Here is a 19,084-nt window from a genome sequence, read left to right as displayed (position 1 = left end):
TCATATCGGACCTCACCGACATTTAGCCGTCATCCGTCGGCGAGTACGACCTCCCCCATGCACTCGCTGAAGGTATTCCACAGCGTGTTCTGTGGCCGGGTCATGGTTCAGCCGGTCCCGGTAGAAATGGAGCCGATCCTCGCAATCATCGATGATTTCGCTCCACGTTCGGGCCCAGATACGAACCCCTCCCTCCCACTCGGCGATGCAGCCTGGCGGGCGGTTCGGCGCGCTGGCATCACGTCTGACGATCTCCGCCATCTCGGTGGACACGACCCAGAAGTCCCAGGAAACGCGGGTATCGCGGAACTGTGGATCGCTGACGATCGCCTCCGCATAGCTCTTGATCTGGGCGACCTCCGCCTGGCCGATCTTGACCTTGGGAGCTTTGAGCTCGACTATGAGGTGTTCTCGCCCGGAGCTTCCCCGGTGAGCACGCCCCAGTAGCCCGGTGAGCACGCCCCAGTAGGAGGTCGACGATCCCCGTACGGCCGTCCTCCCGACGGACCGGATTGAGCTTGCCTTCTTCTGGCTCCCGGCCGAGCTCTTGGAGGTGGCGAACGAGGATCGTATCCAGGCTCTGGTCGCTGACCATCAGCGCGTAGGCGTCGCCGAAGATCCAGGTCTCGCGCTCAAGGATCTTGTGTAGCTCGCTCCGTTCCTTGACCGGATGCGGGCCGAGGTGTCCGGGGCCGCGTGCCACATCGCCGACATCGTCTTCTGCAGCCACGAACGGCTGGCCGGCCCACCGGAACAGTGGGTGGCGAGCGTCTTCGAGCGCTATCCCGGCTGCGCGATCGCCGCCGCCGGCCTCGGCGGGCGCGGCTGCCTCATGGGGCTGCGCGACGGCACCCTGGTCAAGGCCGCGGCCGTCGCGCCGCGCGGCGTACTGAGCACCGCCGGGGCGGGAGACGCGCTGTTCGCGTCTTTCCTGCACGGCTGGCTCGCCACCCGGAACCCCGTCACGGCGCTCAAGGAAGCCGTGCTCCACGCGGGCTGGAAGGTGGGTGACACCTTTCCCAGTACGGCCTCGCTGACGGAGGAGGAGCAGGCCCGGCTGTGCGAGCGCCATCCCGTCACCACGTACCTCGATCGCTGGGACAGTACCGGGTAACCGTGCGGTCCCCCGAGCCGGAGCGCCTGGCGGCCGGACGACCTGTCCGCCGGCCGCGTCAGCGAGTCGCGGGGGTCAGTTCGGGGTTCCGCTGCCCTGACAACCTGCGTCGATCCGGCCCGTCTCGAAGTACTTCACCACGTCGGCGGCGCACTCGGGCACCCGAATGGACGAGACGTGCACGTCGTCGGCGACCGTGTAGACGGTGCCGCCGATGGCGCGCCGCGCCTGCAGCACCCAGTCGTAGGCGGACATGAACTCATACAGGTGCCCCGCCAGCACCAGCGACCCGCTGCCCCGCTTCAACGTGGGCTGCCGCACGGGCAGCGGCCACCCCTGGCACATGGCACCCCCGAACCCCCAGGACCGGCCGGTCGCCGGATGGCGCTTCACGAGCTGCTGGTAGGCACGCCAGGCGGTGTCGAACGCGGGCCGGCTGCCGTCCTCGTTGCACTTGACCGCCCAGTTCATGGTCATGTTCAGCGTTTCGGGCGCGCCGGGCACGGGAGTGCCCATCATCTGACCGCCGCTGAGCATCTCCTTGACGGTGGGCGGAGCCGTGGTGCCCGTCGCCGTCCGCAGTTCGGCCAGCGCCTTGCCCGCGCGTGCCCACTCCGTCGAGATGCGCTTGGCCAGGTCGGCGACGGCCGAGCCGTCGATGGGGCGTGGCAGGTCGGTGTAGGTCTTGGGGCTCTTGTCGTAGTCGCGGACCAGCTTGGCCACCTGCTCACGCACCTGCCGGGCGGTGGCGCCGAGGCCGTAGGTGTCGTCGCGGCGGCTCAGCCAGGTGGCCATGCGCCCGAAGTTGCGGTCGGCCGCCTGCGCGCTGCCCTTGGTGTGCTTCATGAGATCGGTCCACGGCGGCGCCACGCTGTCCAGGAAGGCCCGTCCGGTGTGTCCGGGGAACAGGCTGCGGTAGGCCATGCCCAAAGAGGTGCCCCAGGACAGACCGAGCAGATTGAGCTGCCGTTCACCCAGAGCGGTCCGCACCAGGTCCAGGTCCTTGGCCGCGTTGTCGGTGGTGAGCTGGCCGAGGAATGCGGGGTCGGAGCGTGCGCACTTCTGGTTGGCCGCGATCTGGGCGTCGTACATCTTCCTGGCCGCCTCCTTGGCCAGCGCGCCCGGCTCCTGCGGGGCTCCTGGCGAGAAGGGGCAGGCGACCTTGGTGCTGTAGCCCACCCCGCGCGGATCGAAGCCGATGAAGTCGTATCGCTCGTTGAGCGCTGCCGTCTCCTTGTTGAGCACGGACCGCACCGGGTCCAGATAGCCGCTTTGGCCAGGCCCTCCCGGCAGGACGGCGAGGGCGCCGAGCCGGTGTGCCTTGTCGGTGGCGGCCAGCCGGGTCAGGGCGATGTCGATCTTCCGCCCGCCGGGGTCGCGGTGGTTCAGCGGGACGCCAACCGTCCCGCACTCCAGACGTTTCATCAGCGTACGGAAGGCCGGAACCTGCTCCCGCGTCACGCGCAGGCTCCGGATCACCTCATCGGAGTAGGACGGGCAGGATTTCCACTGTACGGACGACGCACCGGAGTTCGCCAGGGCGCTCGGGCCGGCCCGCTCGGCGGCGGTTGCGGGTGCGGGGAGGCTCAATGCCAGCACCGCGCCTGCCAGCCCGGCCATGCCCATCGTTCTCTCACGGGTCTTTGTCATGATTCTCTCTTTCGGGGGCACTCAAGCGGCTGGCTCCGGCTATTGGCCGGGGCAGAGGACGGCTTTCGCGGCCTGGGTGACGGCGTCACCGACGGCCATGGCCTGCTCGTTATCGATCTTCAGCGTGGCGGCCACCGCGAACTGAATCCGGCCGTCGGTCGAGGAGAAGGTGGTGGAGCTGATTCCGGGCATGCTGCCCGAGGCCGAGGAGACCGTTCCGCCGCACAGTTCGGGGAAGGGCCGTGGCATCTGTCGTTGCAGGTCCGCCGGCAGCAGCTTGCCCTGGTTGAGCGCGCGGTAGTAGGCGCTGAGGTCGTGCGCGGTGGAGATCACTCCTTGGGCGCCGATGGTGGCGTTGAGCCGGTCGACGTCGCGTGGCCTGCCCTTGGCGTCGGGGTAGTAGCCGTGTCCGTGCGGACCCTTGATCTGGTCGGAGACCTTGGTGGCCAGATAGGTGTGCTTCATGCCGAGCGGGCTGAACAGCCGCCGCTTGAGCTCGGTGGCCCGGTCGTGGCCGGTCAACTTCTCGATGATCATGCCGAGGAGGACGTAGTTGGTGGTGGAGTAGAGGTACTGTCCCGGCTCGCCCTTGCGGGGGACGGTCCGTGCGGCCTTCACCAGGTCGATCAGCTTGTAGGCGGTGGTGAAGTCGAAGACGTCGAACTTCCCGCTCTCCATGAAGTCGGGGATGCCCGAGGTGTGGCGGATCAGCTGCTGCACGGTGATCTCATCGGCCCGATCCACATAGTCGCGTTCGGCCATCTCGGGCAGGACAGCGCTGAGCTTGTCATCCAGCTTGAGCTTGCCTTCCCCGACCAACTGCAGGATGACCGTGGCCTCCATGAGCTTGGTCTGGGATGCGATGCGGTAACGGGAAGTCGGGGGGATGCGACCGCCCTTGCCATCGAGCAGGCGCGACCCCGCCGTCCCCTGGCCCACCCGTTTGCCGTCGGCGTACACCTCGCCGATGGCGCCCACCACGCCGGCGGTCTTCGCCACGTTCTCCATCGCCTGCTGAACGTCTCCCAGCGTGACCTTGTCGGCGGCGGTCAGCGTGACCTTGTCGGCCGCGCTCAGCGTGACCTGGTCGGCGGCGGTCGCGGGTGCTTGGAGACTCAACGCCAGCATGGCGGAGGCCAGCCCGGTCATGCCGACCATTCGTGCACGGTTCATTTCTGGTGATCCTTTCCACGGGACTTCGAGGGTGATCACATCTACCGGCCGGCGCATATCGGCGGGCGATCGGCGGACCATATGTGTTCCATATGCGGGCGTTGCGATACTGCCCGGATGCGTGTGCTCCTGGTCGAAGACGAGCAGCCCCTCGCCGGCTACATCCAGGCCGGGCTGCGTAAGCACGGCTTCACCGTGGACGTCGCCCTGGACGGCCAGAGCGCGCTGGACAAGTGCGAAATGACCCCGTACGAGGTCGTGGTCCTGGACCGGGACCTGCCCGTCGTGCACGGCGACGCGGTGTGCCGCCGGCTCGTCCAGCGGGGCGGGGCGCGGGTGCTGATGCTGACCGCGTCCGACGCGGTGGAGGACCGGGTCGGCGGGCTGATGCTGGGCGCGGACGACTACCTGGGCAAGCCGTTCGCGTTCTCCGAGTTGGTCGCCCGGGTGCACGCCCTGGTACGGCGCAGCGCACAGGCCCGCCCGCCGGTGCTGCGCGCCGCCGGCGTGGTCCTGGATCCGGCCCGGCGCAGCGCCGAGCGGGACGGGCGGCTGCTGCGCCTGACACCCAAGGAGTTCGGGGTACTGGAGCGGCTGCTGGCCGCCGGCGGTGACGTGGTCAGCGCGGAAACGCTGCTGGAGAAGGTGTGGGACGAGTACGCGGACCCGTTCACCAACGCGGTCCGGATCACCGTCGGCACGCTGCGCCGCAAGCTCGGCGACCCGCCGCTGATCGAGACCGTCATCGGCGCCGGCTACCGGATCGGCGGGTGAGGATGGTCCGGCTGACCGCTCGGGCCAGGCTCGCGCTGCTGCAGACCGCCCTCGTGCTGATCGCCGGCGCCGCGCTGACCGGGCTGACCTACCTGCTGATGCGGCGCCGCGCGGTCTTCACCTACCTGGACCCGACCGGCTCCGACCCACCGGGGGTCGAGGATCTGCACGCCGTTGCCGACCGGGCGCAGGCCGACACTCTGTCGGCGCTGCTGCCCCAGGCCGGTCTGGCGCTCGTCATGGTGACCGCGCTGGCCGCCGTATTGAGCTGGGCGGTGGCCGGACGGGTGCTGCGGCCGATCCGCGCGATCTCCTCCGCCGCCCGGCGCCTGTCAGCCGAGAACCTCACCGAACGGGTCCCGGTCACCACCCCCGCCGACGAGCTGTCGGCGCTGGCGGGCACGGTCAACGACATGCTGGACCGCATCCAGCGCGGCATCGCCGAGCGGGACCGGATCCTGGACAGCCAGCGGCTGTTCACCGCCAACGCCGCCCACGAGCTGCGCACCCCGCTGACCACCGCCCGCGCCGCGATCGATGTCACACTCGACGGACACCCCAGCCGCGCCGAACTGCTCGCCATGGCCGGCGACGTACGCGACGCCGTCGAGCACATGCAGCGCGTCCTGAACGGGCTGCTCCTGCTGGCCCGCAGCCAAGCCGGCCGCGCATCGCGGCAACCGGCCGACCTGACCGCCATCGCGGCCGCCGCCCTCGACGCCGCCCAGGCGCGAGCGGCCGCCGCCGACGTCACGGTACGACCTCGGCTCCGGCCGGCACCGGTCACCGGCGAACCCATCCTGCTGGAACGGATGATCGGCAACCTGGTCGACAACGCGATCCGCTACAACCGGGCGGGTGGGCACCTGACCGTCGACACCGACACCGACACCGCAGGCGGACGCGCCGTCCTGCGGATCTCCAACACCGGCCGGCAGATCCCGCCCGAAGAGGCGGGAACGCTGCTGGAACCGTTCGTGCACGGGCAAGGCACCCGCGTCCGCACCCACGGCCTGGGGCTGGGACTGACGATCGTCCGCGCGATCACCCTCGCCCACCAGGGACGCATCGCGGTCACCGCCCGCACCGGCGGCGGCCTCGACATCACCATCGACCTCCCGCACCACCCGGCAACGACGGCGGATCGGCCTGTGTGACCCCCATGGCCGTGCGCATTTCGCTCAACTGACAGCCACTCTGGTATGCCTCCCGACGAGCCCGCGCCGCCAGCTGGCCCGCCTCACGCTCGGCGTCGCTACGCGGGTCGAGCGTCGGCGACCAGGAAGATGGCGTCCCGGATCAGATCTGCGGAGATCGGATCACTCACACAGATGGCCAGATACTCTCTACGGCCGAGAGCCGGACGTGGGAGTGGATGGCCCTGGTCCGCCCTCGGTGAGCAGGCCGACAACGAGGTCGCGCGGCAGGCCATGGGTCTGGTGCAGGTAGTCGTAGTCCTCCTCGCTCAACTTCCCGATGAAACCCTCTCGGGTCAGCACCTGCCGGCCTCGCCTGAGGAGCGTGGAGAACCGTCGCTCCTCATCGAGCAACACCTCACGCACATGGCTGACCTCGCACGATTGCCGGAAGTGCTCCAGCGTGTACTCAATGAGCTCACGAGGAAGGTCAGACAAGATGCGGGAGGGGTCATCGCGCCACAGAGTGGTGAGCACCCGCCGGGTGAGCCGGCGCAGCACATAGCCTCGCCCAGTGGTGGACGGCCTGACCCCGTCGCCGATGACCACGATGCCGGAACGCAGGTGGTCCACGATGACGCGTAGCGACGACTCGTCCGTGCTCCACAGGGGCGGGATGGTCTTCATCCACGGCTGGAACACGTCGGTCTCGAAGACCGACGGCTTGTCTTGCAGGATCGTGAGAAGCCGTTCGAGCCCCATCCCCGTGTCGATCCCGGATTGCGGCAGGGGTTCCAGGCTGCCGTCCTCGTGGCGGTGGTAGCGCATCCGCACGTGGTTCCACACCTCCACCCAGCGCTGGTCACTGGTCGGGGTGCCCTGGGGCGGGCCCTCCCCGGTCCACACGAAGATCTCCGAGTCAGGACCACACGGACCAGTCGGCCCGTTGGACCACCAGTTGTCCTCACTTGTCAGCTCCACCGGCACGCCCACCCCGCCCCATGTCCGCAGCGACTCGGTGTCGGGCCCGACCTGCTCGTCGCCACCGAAGACTGTGACGTACAGCCGTTCGGGGCGGATGCCGAAGCCGTCGCGCAGCAGCTCGTAACCCCATCGAAGGCTCTGCTGGTGGTCGTAGTCACCCAGCGACCAGGAGCCCAGCATCTCGAACACCGTCAGGTGGGTCCGGTCACCGACCTCATCCAGGTCGGTGGTGCGCAGGCAACGTTGCAGGTTGACCAGGCGCCGCCCGAGCGGGTGCGGGCGACCTTCGAGGTACGGGGTGAGCGGGTGCATGCCGGAGGTGGTGAACAGCACCGAATCTCCGGATGGCGGCAGGAGCGAGCTTCCGGTGACGCGTTGATGGCCACGCTCCCGGAAGAAGTCAAGGAAGGTGCTGACGGTCTGGTCGACGTTCATGGCAGTGGGCCCTTCGCGGTCATAAGGGACCGGAAAGGGCCACGAGCACAGGCTGCGAACAAGAGTCAGACGACGCGCTGGCGGCCGTTCCCGGTCGCCGGCGATGAAGAAGAGGTCAGGCAGCGGCAACCGACGAGCTGGTAGCTCGTGCGGCTGCGGCGAGAGTGCACTTGGAGACCTCCATGGGCCCGACGGTATCAAAACGGCCGGGTGAGTATCCCTGGAATTTCCAGCCGGCAATGGAAGGGGGCCGAGGACACCTCCCAGGTTCGCACCGGCCAACTGCCGCAGAACCGACACCCGCGGATCTCAATCCGATCAGTGCCGAATGGCTACACACCTCCGGTCAGTCGGGCGCCCATCTGTTGGTCGCGTTCGCCAGCGGACACGTCGCAATGCGCCTCTCCCCCACTGTTGAGACACTCGTCTTCACTCTCGCGGAGTGGCAGAAGCATGGTTAGACGGGGCCAAGGACGGCGAATTCGACCATCTGGATAAGCCTCATGGCGTTGGCTGAGTTGGGACAAAGGCCCTGCCCGCTCGGTCAGTGCATGCTGCTGGTCGGCTCCCGGCAAGTCTCAGCGGCGGCCTCCCACTGCTCGCGCGCCTCGGCTGACACCACGGCCGCCTCCGTCAGCGATTCGCGGGCCTGCGCGAGGCTGTCGGGCCGCCTCTCGCGGGGCATCCGCATTAAATCACCGGTCATGACAAACCTATGCGCAAGCCTCGTACGAGGCAGGAAACCTCGATGGATAGGCCGCCTTCGAAGATTTCCAAAGCTACGCTTCCAGGTGACGGCATCAACCTCTGCATGGGCACTCACGACGAAGGATCCGCAGTGGGGCAGCATTCCCTATTTGGTCCAGATTTTGGCACGATCCAGTCGAAGCCGAGAGACTCTCGATTTCAGCGACTCAGGGTGCTGATCACGGTGAAGGCCGCACCGAATCCCTCCGAGACCTACGGAGAGACGGTATGCGTCGCAGCGCTCCGCCTAGACCTCGACAAGCCCGGCTGGATACGGCTCTACCCGATCAACTTCCGGGAGCTGGACGGGGACGCCAAGTTCAAGAAGTACGACATCATCACCTTGGAAGCCAAACCCAACACGAGCGATCCACGGGCCGAGAGTTGGCGCCCCCGCGCAGATAGTTTCGCGGTTGAAACGCAGGTCAAGGGCTGGGATCGCCGGATGTCCTATGTCAATGACTACGTCGAAGGCTCGATGTGCGATCTCGTCAACGCCGTCCGTGACAGGCCCGAAGCCCGCTCGCTCGCTGCGATCCGGCCAAAGGAAATCATCGGGCTCGACATCAGACCGCATCCCGGCTGGACGCCCGAGGAACAAGCGAAGATCGACCGGTACGTACAGCAGCTTGATCTTCTCGACTCGGGACCTCGCACATCCCTGCAAGCTCCCCGATTCAAGGCGTGGTACCGCTACCGGTGCCATTCAGCCAGTTGCGGTACACATCGCCAGGGAATCTATGACTGGGAGCTCGTCGCCCTGCAGCGTCGATTCAACGATCGCGACGATGACGGCCTGAAGCAGGTCATTCATGACAAGTTCTGGGACATGATGTGCTCGCCGAGCCGCGACACGATTTTCTACGTCGGCAACCAACAGGCACATCCGCGGAGCTTCATCGTCTTGGGCGTCGTCTATCCCGAACGCGCTACGCCGAGATCGCGTAGCTGAACCGTTCACGTAGCGCTTCCAAGACCAAGTCTCGATGACAGCGAACCTCATCGGCCTCGAAACACATCACCGCTACTCGCTGCTCTCGGGCGACAAGGGCAATGCGCTCAAGGCAGTCACGAGCGTCGTCGTCATAGAGCAACTGACCGTAAATACCACGAGCGGTCCCGAGCTCTGCGGGACTGCCCCCGAAGGCTGCACGGTTCCACTTCGGGTTCCCTAGCTCGCGCATGTGCTGGTAGATGATCCCCGCATCGGCAAGGGCGGCGGACAGCGCCGTCTTGCTGAACCCCCGCTTACGGGAGATCGGAGTGAGACGAACATCGACCAGCATGGTCACGCCCTCGCGGCCCAACTGCCGGATGAAACCGTCGAGGTCACATCCCTGGTAGCCGACGCCAAGCACGCCAGTTCGCTGATTGTTCGTAGACATGCACCGCACTCTCTCACGCCAAGGCCCCGCCCGACACTTCGTTGCCGGAACACACCAGCAGCGATTCGTAGTCCGTCTCAGAGTCACCGAGGCAGGCGAGGAAGTCGAATTGATCTTCAAATCGGATGACGATAGAGCGGACGAGCACGCAGGCGGTGCTCCGCTCAGGTTGCGGGCTGCTCACGGCTACCGCCGACTGCCTCTTCCAACAGATCCTGCCGGGTCAAGCGCGCTGAGAATCACGATGCAGGAGAACAACCTGCGGAGCCGGCCCGTCTGCGAGAGAGCCATCCCCTCACCACGTACCTCGATCTCTGGACGACAGGTCGCTGAGCAGGCCGGGCAGGACGAGCTCCTCCTCCACTCGCACCGCGCGGCGCGCCATCGCCTCGGCCAGGGCGGGATCCCACGGCGTCGGACACGACCGTCCAGCCAGCACTACCTGGGAAGCCGCTGACTGGGAGTGCAGTGCCTGGGAGGTTGCCGTGTGGGAGCCCGCCGCCTCGAAAGACTCCGCCGAAGACAGCGCCGTCGAAGACAGCGCCGCCTCGTAGGCGGCGGCGTCGAAGCGCCAGGGCTCGAAGCCGTACCGCTCGTGGACGGCGGCCGCGATGGCGACGCCGCCCCAGTCGAAGTCCCCGTGGTACGCGAACCGCCCGCCGCCCTCCGACAGCAGATCGAGCAGCCGCCACACGGCCGCCGACGGCCGGCCGCCCCCGCAGACCAGCGGCGGGCACGACGGGCCCAGTTCGTCGGCGGCGGCCGCCACAACGACGGGGTTCTCGCAGATGCGCACCAGCCCGGCAGAGGACAGGGGCCCGTCGTGACGGCGGAGCTGGCGCAAAGTCAGCACGCAGGGCTCCCCTGCGGCACGGGCCGCTGCCAGCATGCGCCCGGTCGGCGTCCGATCGTCTCCCGGCAGGCCGAGGCAGAGCACCAGCGAGGACAGGTCATCGAGGTGTACGCCGACGGCTGCCCAAGCGGCGCGGCGGGCGTCCGCGCCGCCTTCTCCGGGGTAGGCGCGGCCGGTGAGCGCCTTGGCCGCCGACAGCGCGAGCGTCCCCAGCGGACGTCCCTCGTCGAGAGCGTGCGCGTCGCCGGAGGTCTGCGCGGCCAGGCGGCCGATGGGCAGGCCGGGTGACGGCAGTCGCGCCACCACCTGGGCCAGCTGGTCGAGCAAGGGCCGTGCCTGGGCCGGGTCCGGGGCGAGGCGTCTGACCAGGCCGGTGGACTCCAGCCAGGCCCGCCATCCGGCCAGCTCGGGGCGAGCCGCTGTCATGGCGTCAAGGTTTCCGAACGCCTCCCGCCAGGCCGACGCCGACGCCTCCCGTTCCCCGGCCAGGTCGCGCAGAGGGCCGCGCAGGCGTACCACCGCGTCTTGGAGCCCCTCCGGAGCGGCGCCGCTGGCGCGCAGGACCCGGTCCACCTCCTCCAGGGAGACCGACAGCGAGGCGCCGGCGCCCGCGCGGCGGCCGAGCAACAGTTCGGCCGCGCGCCGCTGCGCCGCGGAGGCGGTGCCGAGGGTGACCGTGCCCGTGAGCGGCCGGCCGCGTTCGAGCCGCTGCCGGGCGCGGTCGACGAGCCAGGCGATCTCCTCACCCCCCAACAGCCGCCGCAACCGCTCGTCCCCTGTCAAAGCCCCACCCGTCAACCCGTTGCCGGTCAAACCCCGGCCCACCGCATCTCCGTCCATCACCCCGCCCGTCAAAGCAGGCTGTCCTGCACGGCGGCGGAGGCGGGCTCAGTCCCGGGATCGGCGAGGGCGGCGGCCATCGCCTGCGGCCGTTCGGCCCGGGTCCGCTCACGCCCGTCCCACCGCCACGGCGTCACCAGGACGGCATCGATACCGTCCCGCCTGGTCAGCTGGCAGATCGCCAGCCCCGGCACCGACGGGTAACAGCCCCACTCACGCTCGCTGGTCATCACCACATCCATGTCGAACGTGGCCAGCAACCCCAAGCACTTGGCCCGCGAATCATCGTCCACCCCGGCGAAAGCCTCATCCAGCGCGACCAACCGCGGAGTGTAGGGATTACCCGCCGACTTGTAGTGCGCCGACGCGGCGGCGAACAACGGAACGGACGCGGCCAGCACCCGCTCACCACCCGAGGCGGGCCCGGTGGCCGGCCGCCACTGCCCGTCCTGGAGCCGCTGGATGGCGAACTCATGCCAGGTCCGATAGTCCAACGCCCTGGTCAGCGCCTCGGTCCAGCCCGCCGCCGGGTTGTCGGCGTGCTCACGGGCGATCCGCTCCTGCAGGAACGCCCCGACCGCCGCCCGATCCTCCAGCGACCAGGCATCGACGATCTGCCGCAACTTGTCCCGTACCCGGTCGAGCCCTTCCGGGGCGTTCCTGGCCTGCTTCCACAGCAGCCGCAGCCGCATGCCGGTGGATGTGGGGCGGGCGGCCAGCTCGGCGTTCATCTCGTGGACCTCGGCCTCGGCCGCGGTGATCAGCTCCTGCAGCGTGCCGGCGACCTCGTTGAGCAGGTGGTTCTCCAGGATCTCGCGTTCTTTGGCCGACAGCAGCCGGGCGCGGTGTTCGGTCTCCTCGCCCAGGGCCGCCACCAGGCCGGGCACCTCCCGGGTACGGCCCTGGAAGTGCACGTCCACCACCATGACGCCTTCGCGCAGGGTCAGCCCGACCGAGTGGCCGTGCCTGGCCATGGCGTCGGAGAGCAGCTTGTGTTCCTCCGCGACCTTCTTCTGCACCCGGTCCCAGGGGCCCTCCCCATCGTCGACGCTCTCAAGCTCGGCGTTGACGGTCCTGGCCAGGTGTACGGCAGGGGTGGCCGCCCATTCGGCGGCCGGATCGGGGAGGTCGAGCTCGGGCAGCGCGACCCCCATCAGCCCGGTCGCGGCGAACGCGCGGAACTCGCGCACCTCGTCGTCGCGCGTGTCGGCCGCCTCCTTGATCTGGCGGCGCAGGCTCGCGCTGGTGGCTTCGGCCCGGCCCCGCTCGGTTAGTGCCTGCTGCTGGTCGGTTCGGGCCTGCTGTTCGTGTTTCGCCCGTTCGCGCAGCTGCAGGCGTACCTCTTCGAGGCGGCGGAACAGCTCTTCCACGGCGGCGCCGGCCGTCGCGGTCAGCTCCCGGTAGGTCTCGGCGGCGGCCTGCTCCTGCTCGCGCGCCTCGGCCGCCACCACGGCCGCCTCCGTCAGTGATTCGCGGGCCTGCGCGAGGTCGTCGGTGGCCTCCCGCGCGGCCTCCTCGGCCGTCCGCGCCGCCTGCGCGGCGGGCCACAGCTCGGCCAGCGCCAGCCGGTACGAGGCCAGGCCCGCCTTCACTTCGGCCAGTTCCACGGCGGCGACGGGCAGGCCGACGTCGCCCGCGAACTCCGCCGCCCGCTCACGCGCGACGCCCAGCTCACCCTGCCGGTCCTGCGCCAGCCGCTCGGCCACGCCGTGCTCGGTCGCCAACTGGCCGCGCCGCTCGTGCTCGGCCGCCAGCTTGACGTGCACCTCGCGAACGGCCGCGTCCGGCGGCAACGCCCGCTGCTCCGCGGCCAGGTCATCCTGGCGTACGACCAGGGCGGCCAGTTCGTCGCCCAACGCGGTGATCTGCCCGTCGACCTCGGCGAGTTCGGCCCGGAGCGCGGTCAGCCTGGCCCGCCGGGCCGCTTCCCGCGCGCCTTCGCCGATGTAGTCGGCGCTGACCTTGTGCCAGGATCCGGCCAGCACCCCGTTGCCCCACCGCCCGTCGACCGCGACCCACGTCGCCGCGCCCGGCCCCAGCCCGATCGCCGCCAGTACGGCGTCCACGGCGGCGTCCGGCAGCGCGGCGGCGCGCGGGTCGGCCCGGTCCACGGCGGGACGCAGTACGACGGCGCAGGACGGACCGGACACCGGCGCCCCCGCCACGATGGTCGTGTCGTCCTCGGCCAGGAGGGTTCCGGCGGGGGTCAGCCAGGCGTCGAGGATGCCCGCCGCCTCCAGCGCGGCCTCCAGCCCGGCCCGGTGCTCGGCGGGTACCGCGTCGGCGAAGTCGACTGCCCGCCACAGGGGCGCGCCCGGGCGGCCGTCGCGGGCGGCGCCACGGGTGTGCGGCACGGGCGGGGCGTCGTGACCGCCCGCCTCCAGCCTGACGATCTCCTCCACCAGCTCCCGGGCCCGCCGGCGAGCCGCGGCCAGCGCCGCGTCCAGCTCGGCGCCGCGACGGCCGAGTGCGGCGGTGGCGGCGCGGACGGCGTCGTTGACGGCGGCTTCGGCAGGATTGGCCCCATCTGCGGTGTTCGCCCAGCCGGCCAGTGCGGCGAGCACGCCGTCGGAGTCGGCCAGCCGCAGCTCGGTCAGTCCGGCCAGGTAGAGCGTGTACGCCTGGACCAGCTCGGTGATCCTGGTGGCCGTGGACTCTTCGGCGGCGGCGATGCGTACGGCGGACGCCTGGAGCTCGCCCGTCAGCCGGTCCACCTCCGTGCGGGCCGCGGCCAGCCGGGCCTCGGCCTGAGCGACGGCGTGGAGCAGCCGTTCGAGCTCGGCCACGGCGTGTTCCTGCCGAGTGGCGAGCGCCTCGGCGGCCGGCCGGTCCAGCGGCTCACCGGGCAACCCGGCTTCCCATGGCTCGCCGGGCAATCTGGCTCCGCGTGACTCGCCGGGCAACCCGGCTCCGCGCGGCTCGCCAGACAACCCGGCTCCGGGTGAATCGCCGGGCAACCTGGCCTGGCGCGCCGCCCGCGCCGTCCGCTCCTGGGCGGCCGTCAGCCCCGCCACCGCCTGGTCGGCCTTGAGCCGGGTCGTGTCCGCCCGCCCGCGCATCTTGTCGACCTGCCAGGTCAGGCGGTCGCGATCGCGGTCGGCGCGGCTCGCGTGCTCGGCCAGCCGGCGGGCCTCCTCGCCGGCCTGCTTGAGCCGCTCGGCGGAGCGCATCTCCGGGCTCTCCTGGAGGGCGTTGCGGCGGGCCTCCAGCTGGTTCTGGCGGGTGGCCAGGTCCGAGAGCAGGTCGTCGAGTTGCTCCAGCCTGGTCTCGGCCGCGCTCTGCCGGGTTTCCGCCTCGCCCAGGTCGCGGCCCAGGTGCTCGTACCGGCTGTGCGCCAGGCGGGGGCCGGCCGCCTTGCGCTTGGCGGCGATGGTGGCGTACCGGCGGTAATGGGTGAGGAACGCGGACGCGGCGGCGCGCGCCTCCTCCAGGCCGCGCAGGGCGTCGCGCTCCTCGTCGAGGCCACGGAAGGCTTCGGCGACGGTGGCGATGAGGGCGGGGCTGAGCGGCGGCAGCGCCTCGGTGAGGGCCCTGGACAGCAGCTTCTCGTCCGGCTTCTTGGACAGCTGGGGCTGGCGCAGCTGGATGAGCAGGTTGACCAGCGCCTCGTAGCGGTATTCGCCGAGTCCGAACATCGCCTCGTCCACCGCCCGCCGGTAGTCGGCGGCCCGGTCGTACACCATGCCGTGGCCCTCGACCGCCTCGCGCAGCTTCTCCCTGGTCAGCACCACTCCGGTGGCGGACAGCAGGTGCAGGTCGAGGCCGGGCCGCTGGGGGGTGACGAAGAACCAGTGCCGGACGATGCCACGGTCCTTGACCGCCTTGAGCCCGCAGCCGATCGTACGGAACTCGCGGGTGCCGTCGGCGGCGCGGCGGCCGAACTCCAGCCAGGCGTAGCCCAGCCGCTCGGCGTGTGGGTGTTTGCCGCCGAGCAGGAGGTTCCACTCCATCCGTTTCTGCCGGTCGCCGTCGGGTTCGACCCGGTGCGGGGCCAGCTCGCCGTCCAGCAGGAAGGGCAGAGTCAGGGCCAGCACCTTGGACTTGCCCGTGCCGTTGTTGCCGCGCAGCAGCAACCGCCCGTCGTGGAAGTGGAACTCCTCCACGTCGTAGTAGAACAGGTCGACCAGGCCGGCGCGCAGCGGCTTCCAGCGCTCTGAGGTGGGCTCGGGGAGCATCAGGATCCTTTGACGACGGGGGTGTCGAGCGCGTAGCGGGCGATCGCCGGGAGCCCGGCGACGGTGTCGTGGCGGACTTCGGCCAGGCGCAGCGCGGTCAGCTTGCCCAGCGCCGTGGCCAGCAGGCCGTCCTCGGCGCCCGGCTCGGTCACGCCCTTGCGCCAGAAGGACGTGTGCTCGCGGGCGGCCCGCCGGACGAAGCTCCTGAGCTCTTCCATGCTCTGCTCGCCGCGCGCGGCGAGCAGCTCGGCCACCAGCAACGTGGCATGGCCGTCGGTACGCTGCTCGGGCATCCGTACGTCGGTCAGCTCGTCGTCCGGGTCGGCCATCGCGATGCCCTCGGCGCGGACCTCGGCGACCAGACCGGTGGCCTCCTCGATCCGGCGGGTGATCGCGTGCCGCTGGGAGGTCAGGTAGGCGCGCTCGGCTTCGTCCAGCTCGGTGTAGTAGACGACGGGATCCTCCAGGAGCCGCCGGGTGAGACGGCGGCGCAGCGCCTGGTTGCGCAGGTCGTCGGTGTCGGCGACCGGCTCGGCCGCCAGCTCCGCGATCCGCTCGCCGAAGGACTCGGCGGTGATCGTGGACGGGCCGCGGGTGCCGGTGAGCAGGGCGGCCAGCACCGGTCTGCGCACGTCGTACAGGACGTCACCGGTGGCCGACAGGTAGGCGTCCTCGTCGCCCGCGACCTTGCGCAGCACGCCCCAGTCGATGAGTGTGCGCACCACGGCCACCAGGTCGGCGCGCTCCTGGCGGCTGTCCAGGGTGAAGGCGAAGTCCAGCTCCGGCTCGGCCGCCGCGTTCAGCACTTCCTCGGCGAGTCCGCCGAGCGTGGTCTGCGCGTCGGCCCGCTCCAGCATGGCCAGGGCCAGGCAGAGCACCACATACCGCCGCCTTCCGTACGGTTCGCCGGCCTTGCCGCGCGCGGGATGGGTGGCGTCGGACGGGTCCGGCGCCGTCTTGAACAGCCGCGCGCTCTCGGAGTCGACGACCAGCCGCCAGCCCGTCTCACGGGTCAGCCAGTCGCGCAGCTCGCTCAGATGGCGCCGGACCAGCACCAGCTTGTCCGGGTCGCGCAGCAGTGGGGCGGCCAGCAGGGCACGCAGCGCCGTACGCCGCTGGGCCAGCTCCTCCTCCGGTGTCACGGCGCCACCATCAGGTCGGTGATCTCGACGACGTGCTCCGGCCCGGCCAGGACGCCGTCGTCGGTACGGATCTCGACCTGGCCGCCGCCGGGGACCAGCGCCAGCCGTACTTCGAGAGAGCCGTCGCTCGTCACGGTCTTCACCTCGAGGTCGTCCGGGTGCCGCGCGGCCAGCGCGTCGCCCAGCAGGCCCAGGAAGAGCCGGAACGCGCGCGGGTCCAGCACGTCCAGCTCCGACAGCAGCACCGGGCCGTCCGTGCGCAGCCGCGCCCGCGCCGCGGCGGTCTCGGCCGCCTCGCGTTCGGCGTGCTCGAGCAGCAACCGGCGGGCCCGCGTACGGTCGGCCACCTTGTTCGGCTTGCCCCGCCGCTCGTAGGAGCCGGTACGGCGCAACTGCGGCGAGATCCTGATCGGCGGCGCCTGCGCCCAGGGCGTGGCGACCGGGACGTCCTGCCATTCGTCCAGCGTGGACGCGGTGACGCTCAGGTGCCGAGCCGAGCTCAGCCCGAACGCCGCCCGCCACAGCCGGTGCATCGACGCCTCGTCGGGCGCCTCGGCGAACCAGCGGGCCAGCGTACGGAAGTCGGCCGTGCGGTCGGAGCGGCCCGCCCGCCGCTCGTTGAGCAGCCCGACCGTGTCGATGAGCTGCTTGATCGCGGTCACCGCCGCCTGCCGCAGCAGCCGGGCCTGCGAAGGGTGACCGGTGTCCTGGGAGACGAACCAGTCCGTCAGCCCGCGCCAGCGGTTCCGCCACGAGCCGAGCGCCTTCTCCTGTGCCCGCTCTTGGTCCTCGCCGTCCGGCACCGCGTCGGCGGCCTCGCGCCGGGCGGCCAGCACCAGCAGCCGCTCGTGGCCGCTGCCCTCCAGCTCGACGAGCAGCGCCGCGATGCGCGCCCCCGAGTTGGCCAGGTCGGCGATGAACCGGTTGATGTAGTCGATCAGCCGCTCCTTGTAGGCGACGAACCCGTCCACGTCACCGTCGGAGAAGTCGATGGCCCGCCGTAGCGACGCCATGAACGCCTGCGCGTTGTCGGCCAGCGAGGAGAACCGCTCGGCCAGCGACAGCAACAGCAGGTGCACCCTGGCGGGATCGGGCTGGTCCTCCCCAGCGAGCAGGGCCAGCGACCGCAACTGCTCGGCGATGTCGGCCAGCGCCACCGACTGCAGCGAGCCACGCCGGCCGATCGCCTCCTCGTAGAACGCGATGGCCTGCTCGGCGGCCTGACCGGCAGGGGTGAGCTGGAACAGCAGGCGTTTGCGGTGGAACTCCTCCACCGTGGTGACCCGGCCGGTGTCGGCGTCGGCCCGCAGATTGCCCCACTCCACGAGCTTGTCCAGCGCGCCGGCCAACTGCTCGTCACTGTCGCGCCGCAGCTCGACGGCCACGTCCTCGGGCCGCAGGTGCACGATGAACCGCTCTTTGGCGCTGACGAACGTACGCAGCACGTCCCGGTAGAGGGCGGCGTTCGGCGCACTCAGATGCGCGAAAGGCTGAGGCTCTTGGGGCGGCGAGGACATGGGGTCAAGTGTCCCTCATGTCCTCCGCGTCAAACGGGGAGTTCCGCTGTCCGAGTCTCGCCGGCCCCACGACGTGCTCAGCTGAGTGAGCAGCTCACTTGGGGTAGCGCGTTGGTGGTGTTGTTCCAGGTGGCGGTGAAGCCGAAGGTCGTGGCCGCGCCGACCGACAGGGTGCCGTTGTAGCCGGCGTTGCGTGCTGTGACGGTGGCTGCGTTCTGGGTGAGTGTGGTGTTCCAGGATTGGCTGATCTGCTGGCCGTTGGCGAAGGTGAAGGTGGTCGTCCACGCGGAGGAGGCGGTTGCGGAGTCGTTCTTCACCGTGATCTCGCCCTGGAAGGCGCCGCCCCACTGGGAGATCACCTTGTAGGTGGCGGTACACCGGGTATCGGCAGGCGGAGGAGTCACCGGAGGAGTCACCGGCGGGGTCACCCTGTTGAGCATCTGCGCGAGCGGCGGGTACCAGCGGTCGGCCATCTTCTGGAAGCCGGTGTCGTTGGGGTGGACTCCGTCGCCGGTGTCGGTGGCCGTGTTGAAGCCGGTCCACAGGTCGGCGACGACGATGGGCGACTGTGCGGTCGTGAGGCCGGCGGCCCAGCCCGGGATCGCGTTGTCGAGCGCCACCACACTGGCCGCGCAGGTGGGGCAGCCGGACGGGTTCATGGGGATGATCTGCGCCACGATGATCTTCATGTTCGGGTTGTTCGCCCGCATCTGACCGACCAGCTTGGTGTACGCGGCGAGGACGGTGCTGGTGGGGATGAAGCCGCCCCACATGTCGTTGGTGCCCAGGTGCATGAGGACGATGTCGGGTTTGGCCGCGTCCAGCCACGGCGGCAGTTGGTTCTGGTCGGCGATACCGGTGGCGGCGTAGCCGCCGTGGCCCTCGTTGTCGCCGTCGTAGGAGTACCCGTAGTTGCAGCCGCCGTCGGGGACGCTGCCGACGAAATCGATGTTCGTGTATCCGGCGGTCTGCAAGTGGTGCCAGAGCTGGGCGCGCCAGCAGCCGGGGCCGGCGGTGATGGAGTCGCCGAGCGGCATGATCCGGACGGGGGCGGTCGCCGACAGCGCGGGCAGGGCGACGCCGAACGCGGCCGCCACGAGGAGCGCGACGAGGACGGCGTACAGGTGGGATCTGCGACGCATGAGCGGCTCCAGGGAGA

Annotated in this window: 15 protein-coding genes; 4 read left to right on the top strand and 11 right to left on the bottom strand. The window is 70.1% G+C overall.

Annotation, left to right across the window (positions count from 1 at the left end; all coding sequences use genetic code 11):
• Window positions 1–12 precede the first annotated feature (12 nt).
• Window positions 13–459, bottom strand: coding sequence for a hypothetical protein (locus AB0H88_RS13615; protein WP_357644003.1), 447 nt, complete (start codon window positions 457–459; stop codon window positions 13–15).
• A gap of 211 nt (window positions 460–670) precedes the next feature.
• Here AB0H88_RS13615 and AB0H88_RS13610 point away from each other — a divergent pair, with 211 nt between their 5' ends.
• Window positions 671–1,114 (top strand): PfkB family carbohydrate kinase, encoded by a 444-nt coding sequence (locus tag AB0H88_RS13610; RefSeq protein WP_357644001.1) that lies wholly within the window; start codon window positions 671–673, stop codon window positions 1,112–1,114.
• A gap of 75 nt (window positions 1,115–1,189) precedes the next feature.
• Here AB0H88_RS13610 and AB0H88_RS13605 read toward each other — a convergent pair whose 3' ends face one another.
• Window positions 1,190–2,764 (bottom strand): alpha/beta fold hydrolase, encoded by a 1,575-nt coding sequence (locus AB0H88_RS13605; protein ID WP_357643999.1) that lies wholly within the window; start codon window positions 2,762–2,764, stop codon window positions 1,190–1,192.
• Between the two features lie 39 nt (window positions 2,765–2,803).
• A complete protein-coding gene (locus tag AB0H88_RS13600) occupies window positions 2,804–3,937 on the bottom strand; it encodes a serine hydrolase domain-containing protein (RefSeq protein ID WP_357643997.1) in 1,134 nt (377 codons plus the stop codon).
• Window positions 3,938–4,054: 117 nt separating this feature from the next.
• On the opposite strand from AB0H88_RS13600, the gene AB0H88_RS13595 reads away from it, so the two are divergent.
• Together AB0H88_RS13595 and AB0H88_RS13590 are read left to right on the top strand one after the other, a co-directional pair.
• Entirely contained in the window at window positions 4,055–4,711 is a 657-nt protein-coding gene (locus tag AB0H88_RS13595) for a response regulator transcription factor (protein WP_357643995.1), read from the top strand.
• Between the two features lie 2 nt (window positions 4,712–4,713).
• Window positions 4,714–5,868 carry a HAMP domain-containing sensor histidine kinase gene (locus tag AB0H88_RS13590; protein ID WP_357644768.1) on the top strand — a complete coding sequence of 385 codons (1,155 nt, stop codon included), beginning with the start codon at window positions 4,714–4,716 and terminating at the stop codon, window positions 5,866–5,868.
• A gap of 189 nt (window positions 5,869–6,057) precedes the next feature.
• Here AB0H88_RS13590 and AB0H88_RS13585 read toward each other — a convergent pair whose 3' ends face one another.
• Together AB0H88_RS13585 and AB0H88_RS13580 are read right to left on the bottom strand one after the other, a co-directional pair.
• Window positions 6,058–7,266, bottom strand: a complete 1,209-nt coding sequence (locus AB0H88_RS13585; protein ID WP_357643993.1) for an alanine--tRNA ligase-related protein — start codon at window positions 7,264–7,266, stop codon at window positions 6,058–6,060.
• A gap of 544 nt (window positions 7,267–7,810) precedes the next feature.
• Complete coding sequence (locus AB0H88_RS13580) at window positions 7,811–7,972, bottom strand: hypothetical protein (RefSeq protein ID WP_357643991.1); 162 nt, start codon at window positions 7,970–7,972, stop codon at window positions 7,811–7,813.
• Window positions 7,973–8,185: 213 nt separating this feature from the next.
• On the opposite strand from AB0H88_RS13580, the gene AB0H88_RS13575 reads away from it, so the two are divergent.
• On the top strand, window positions 8,186–8,965 hold the full coding sequence (locus tag AB0H88_RS13575) for a hypothetical protein (protein WP_357643990.1): 780 nt from the start codon (window positions 8,186–8,188) through the stop codon (window positions 8,963–8,965).
• Here AB0H88_RS13575 and AB0H88_RS13570 read toward each other — a convergent pair.
• From AB0H88_RS13570 to AB0H88_RS13545, 6 genes are all read right to left on the bottom strand, one after another.
• The gene (locus AB0H88_RS13570) at window positions 8,943–9,398 is read right to left on the bottom strand and encodes a DUF488 domain-containing protein (protein WP_357643988.1); all 456 of its coding nucleotides are present in this window, start codon (window positions 9,396–9,398) and stop codon (window positions 8,943–8,945) included. The genes AB0H88_RS13575 and AB0H88_RS13570 overlap by 23 nt on opposite strands.
• A gap of 295 nt (window positions 9,399–9,693) precedes the next feature.
• Complete coding sequence (locus AB0H88_RS13565) at window positions 9,694–11,034, bottom strand: TIGR02679 family protein (protein ID WP_357643987.1); 1,341 nt, start codon at window positions 11,032–11,034, stop codon at window positions 9,694–9,696.
• 68 nt (window positions 11,035–11,102) lie between these two features.
• A complete protein-coding gene (locus tag AB0H88_RS13560; protein ID WP_357643985.1) occupies window positions 11,103–15,266 on the bottom strand; it encodes a TIGR02680 family protein in 4,164 nt (1,387 codons plus the stop codon).
• Window positions 15,266–16,408, bottom strand: coding sequence for a TIGR02678 family protein (locus tag AB0H88_RS13555; RefSeq protein ID WP_357643983.1), 1,143 nt, complete (start codon window positions 16,406–16,408; stop codon window positions 15,266–15,268). The genes AB0H88_RS13560 and AB0H88_RS13555 overlap by 1 nt, the downstream gene beginning before the upstream one ends.
• Window positions 16,405–17,925, bottom strand: a complete 1,521-nt coding sequence (locus tag AB0H88_RS13550; protein ID WP_357643981.1) for a TIGR02677 family protein — start codon at window positions 17,923–17,925, stop codon at window positions 16,405–16,407. Before AB0H88_RS13550 ends, AB0H88_RS13555 begins: the two co-directional genes overlap by 4 nt.
• Before the next feature lie 77 nt (window positions 17,926–18,002).
• Window positions 18,003–19,067 carry a cellulose binding domain-containing protein gene (locus AB0H88_RS13545; RefSeq protein WP_357643979.1) on the bottom strand — a complete coding sequence of 355 codons (1,065 nt, stop codon included), beginning with the start codon at window positions 19,065–19,067 and terminating at the stop codon, window positions 18,003–18,005.
• Between the last annotated feature and the right edge of the window lie 17 nt (window positions 19,068–19,084).

The organism is Nonomuraea sp. NPDC050680 (genome assembly GCF_040654555.1).
GTDB lineage: Bacteria > Actinomycetota > Actinomycetes > Streptosporangiales > Streptosporangiaceae > Nonomuraea.
Note: the sequence above shows the minus strand (reverse complement) of the source record. Positions and strands in the feature narration are given on the sequence as shown.

Coding starts and splice junctions, on each gene's coding strand:
- AB0H88_RS13610 (WP_357644001.1), top strand. CDS start 671: ATGCGGGCCGAGGTGTCCGGGGCCGCGTGCCACATCGCCGACATCGTC.
- AB0H88_RS13605 (WP_357643999.1), bottom strand. CDS start 2,764: ATGACAAAGACCCGTGAGAGAACGATGGGCATGGCCGGGCTGGCAGGC.
- AB0H88_RS13600 (WP_357643997.1), bottom strand. CDS start 3,937: ATGAACCGTGCACGAATGGTCGGCATGACCGGGCTGGCCTCCGCCATG.
- AB0H88_RS13595 (WP_357643995.1), top strand. CDS start 4,055: ATGCGTGTGCTCCTGGTCGAAGACGAGCAGCCCCTCGCCGGCTACATC.
- AB0H88_RS13590 (WP_357644768.1), top strand. CDS start 4,714: ATGGTCCGGCTGACCGCTCGGGCCAGGCTCGCGCTGCTGCAGACCGCC.
- AB0H88_RS13585 (WP_357643993.1), bottom strand. CDS start 7,266: ATGAACGTCGACCAGACCGTCAGCACCTTCCTTGACTTCTTCCGGGAG.
- AB0H88_RS13580 (WP_357643991.1), bottom strand. CDS start 7,972: ATGACCGGTGATTTAATGCGGATGCCCCGCGAGAGGCGGCCCGACAGC.
- AB0H88_RS13570 (WP_357643988.1), bottom strand. CDS start 9,398: ATGTCTACGAACAATCAGCGAACTGGCGTGCTTGGCGTCGGCTACCAG.
- AB0H88_RS13560 (WP_357643985.1), bottom strand. CDS start 15,266: ATGCTCCCCGAGCCCACCTCAGAGCGCTGGAAGCCGCTGCGCGCCGGC.
- AB0H88_RS13550 (WP_357643981.1), bottom strand. CDS start 17,925: ATGTCCTCGCCGCCCCAAGAGCCTCAGCCTTTCGCGCATCTGAGTGCG.
- AB0H88_RS13545 (WP_357643979.1), bottom strand. CDS start 19,067: ATGCGTCGCAGATCCCACCTGTACGCCGTCCTCGTCGCGCTCCTCGTG.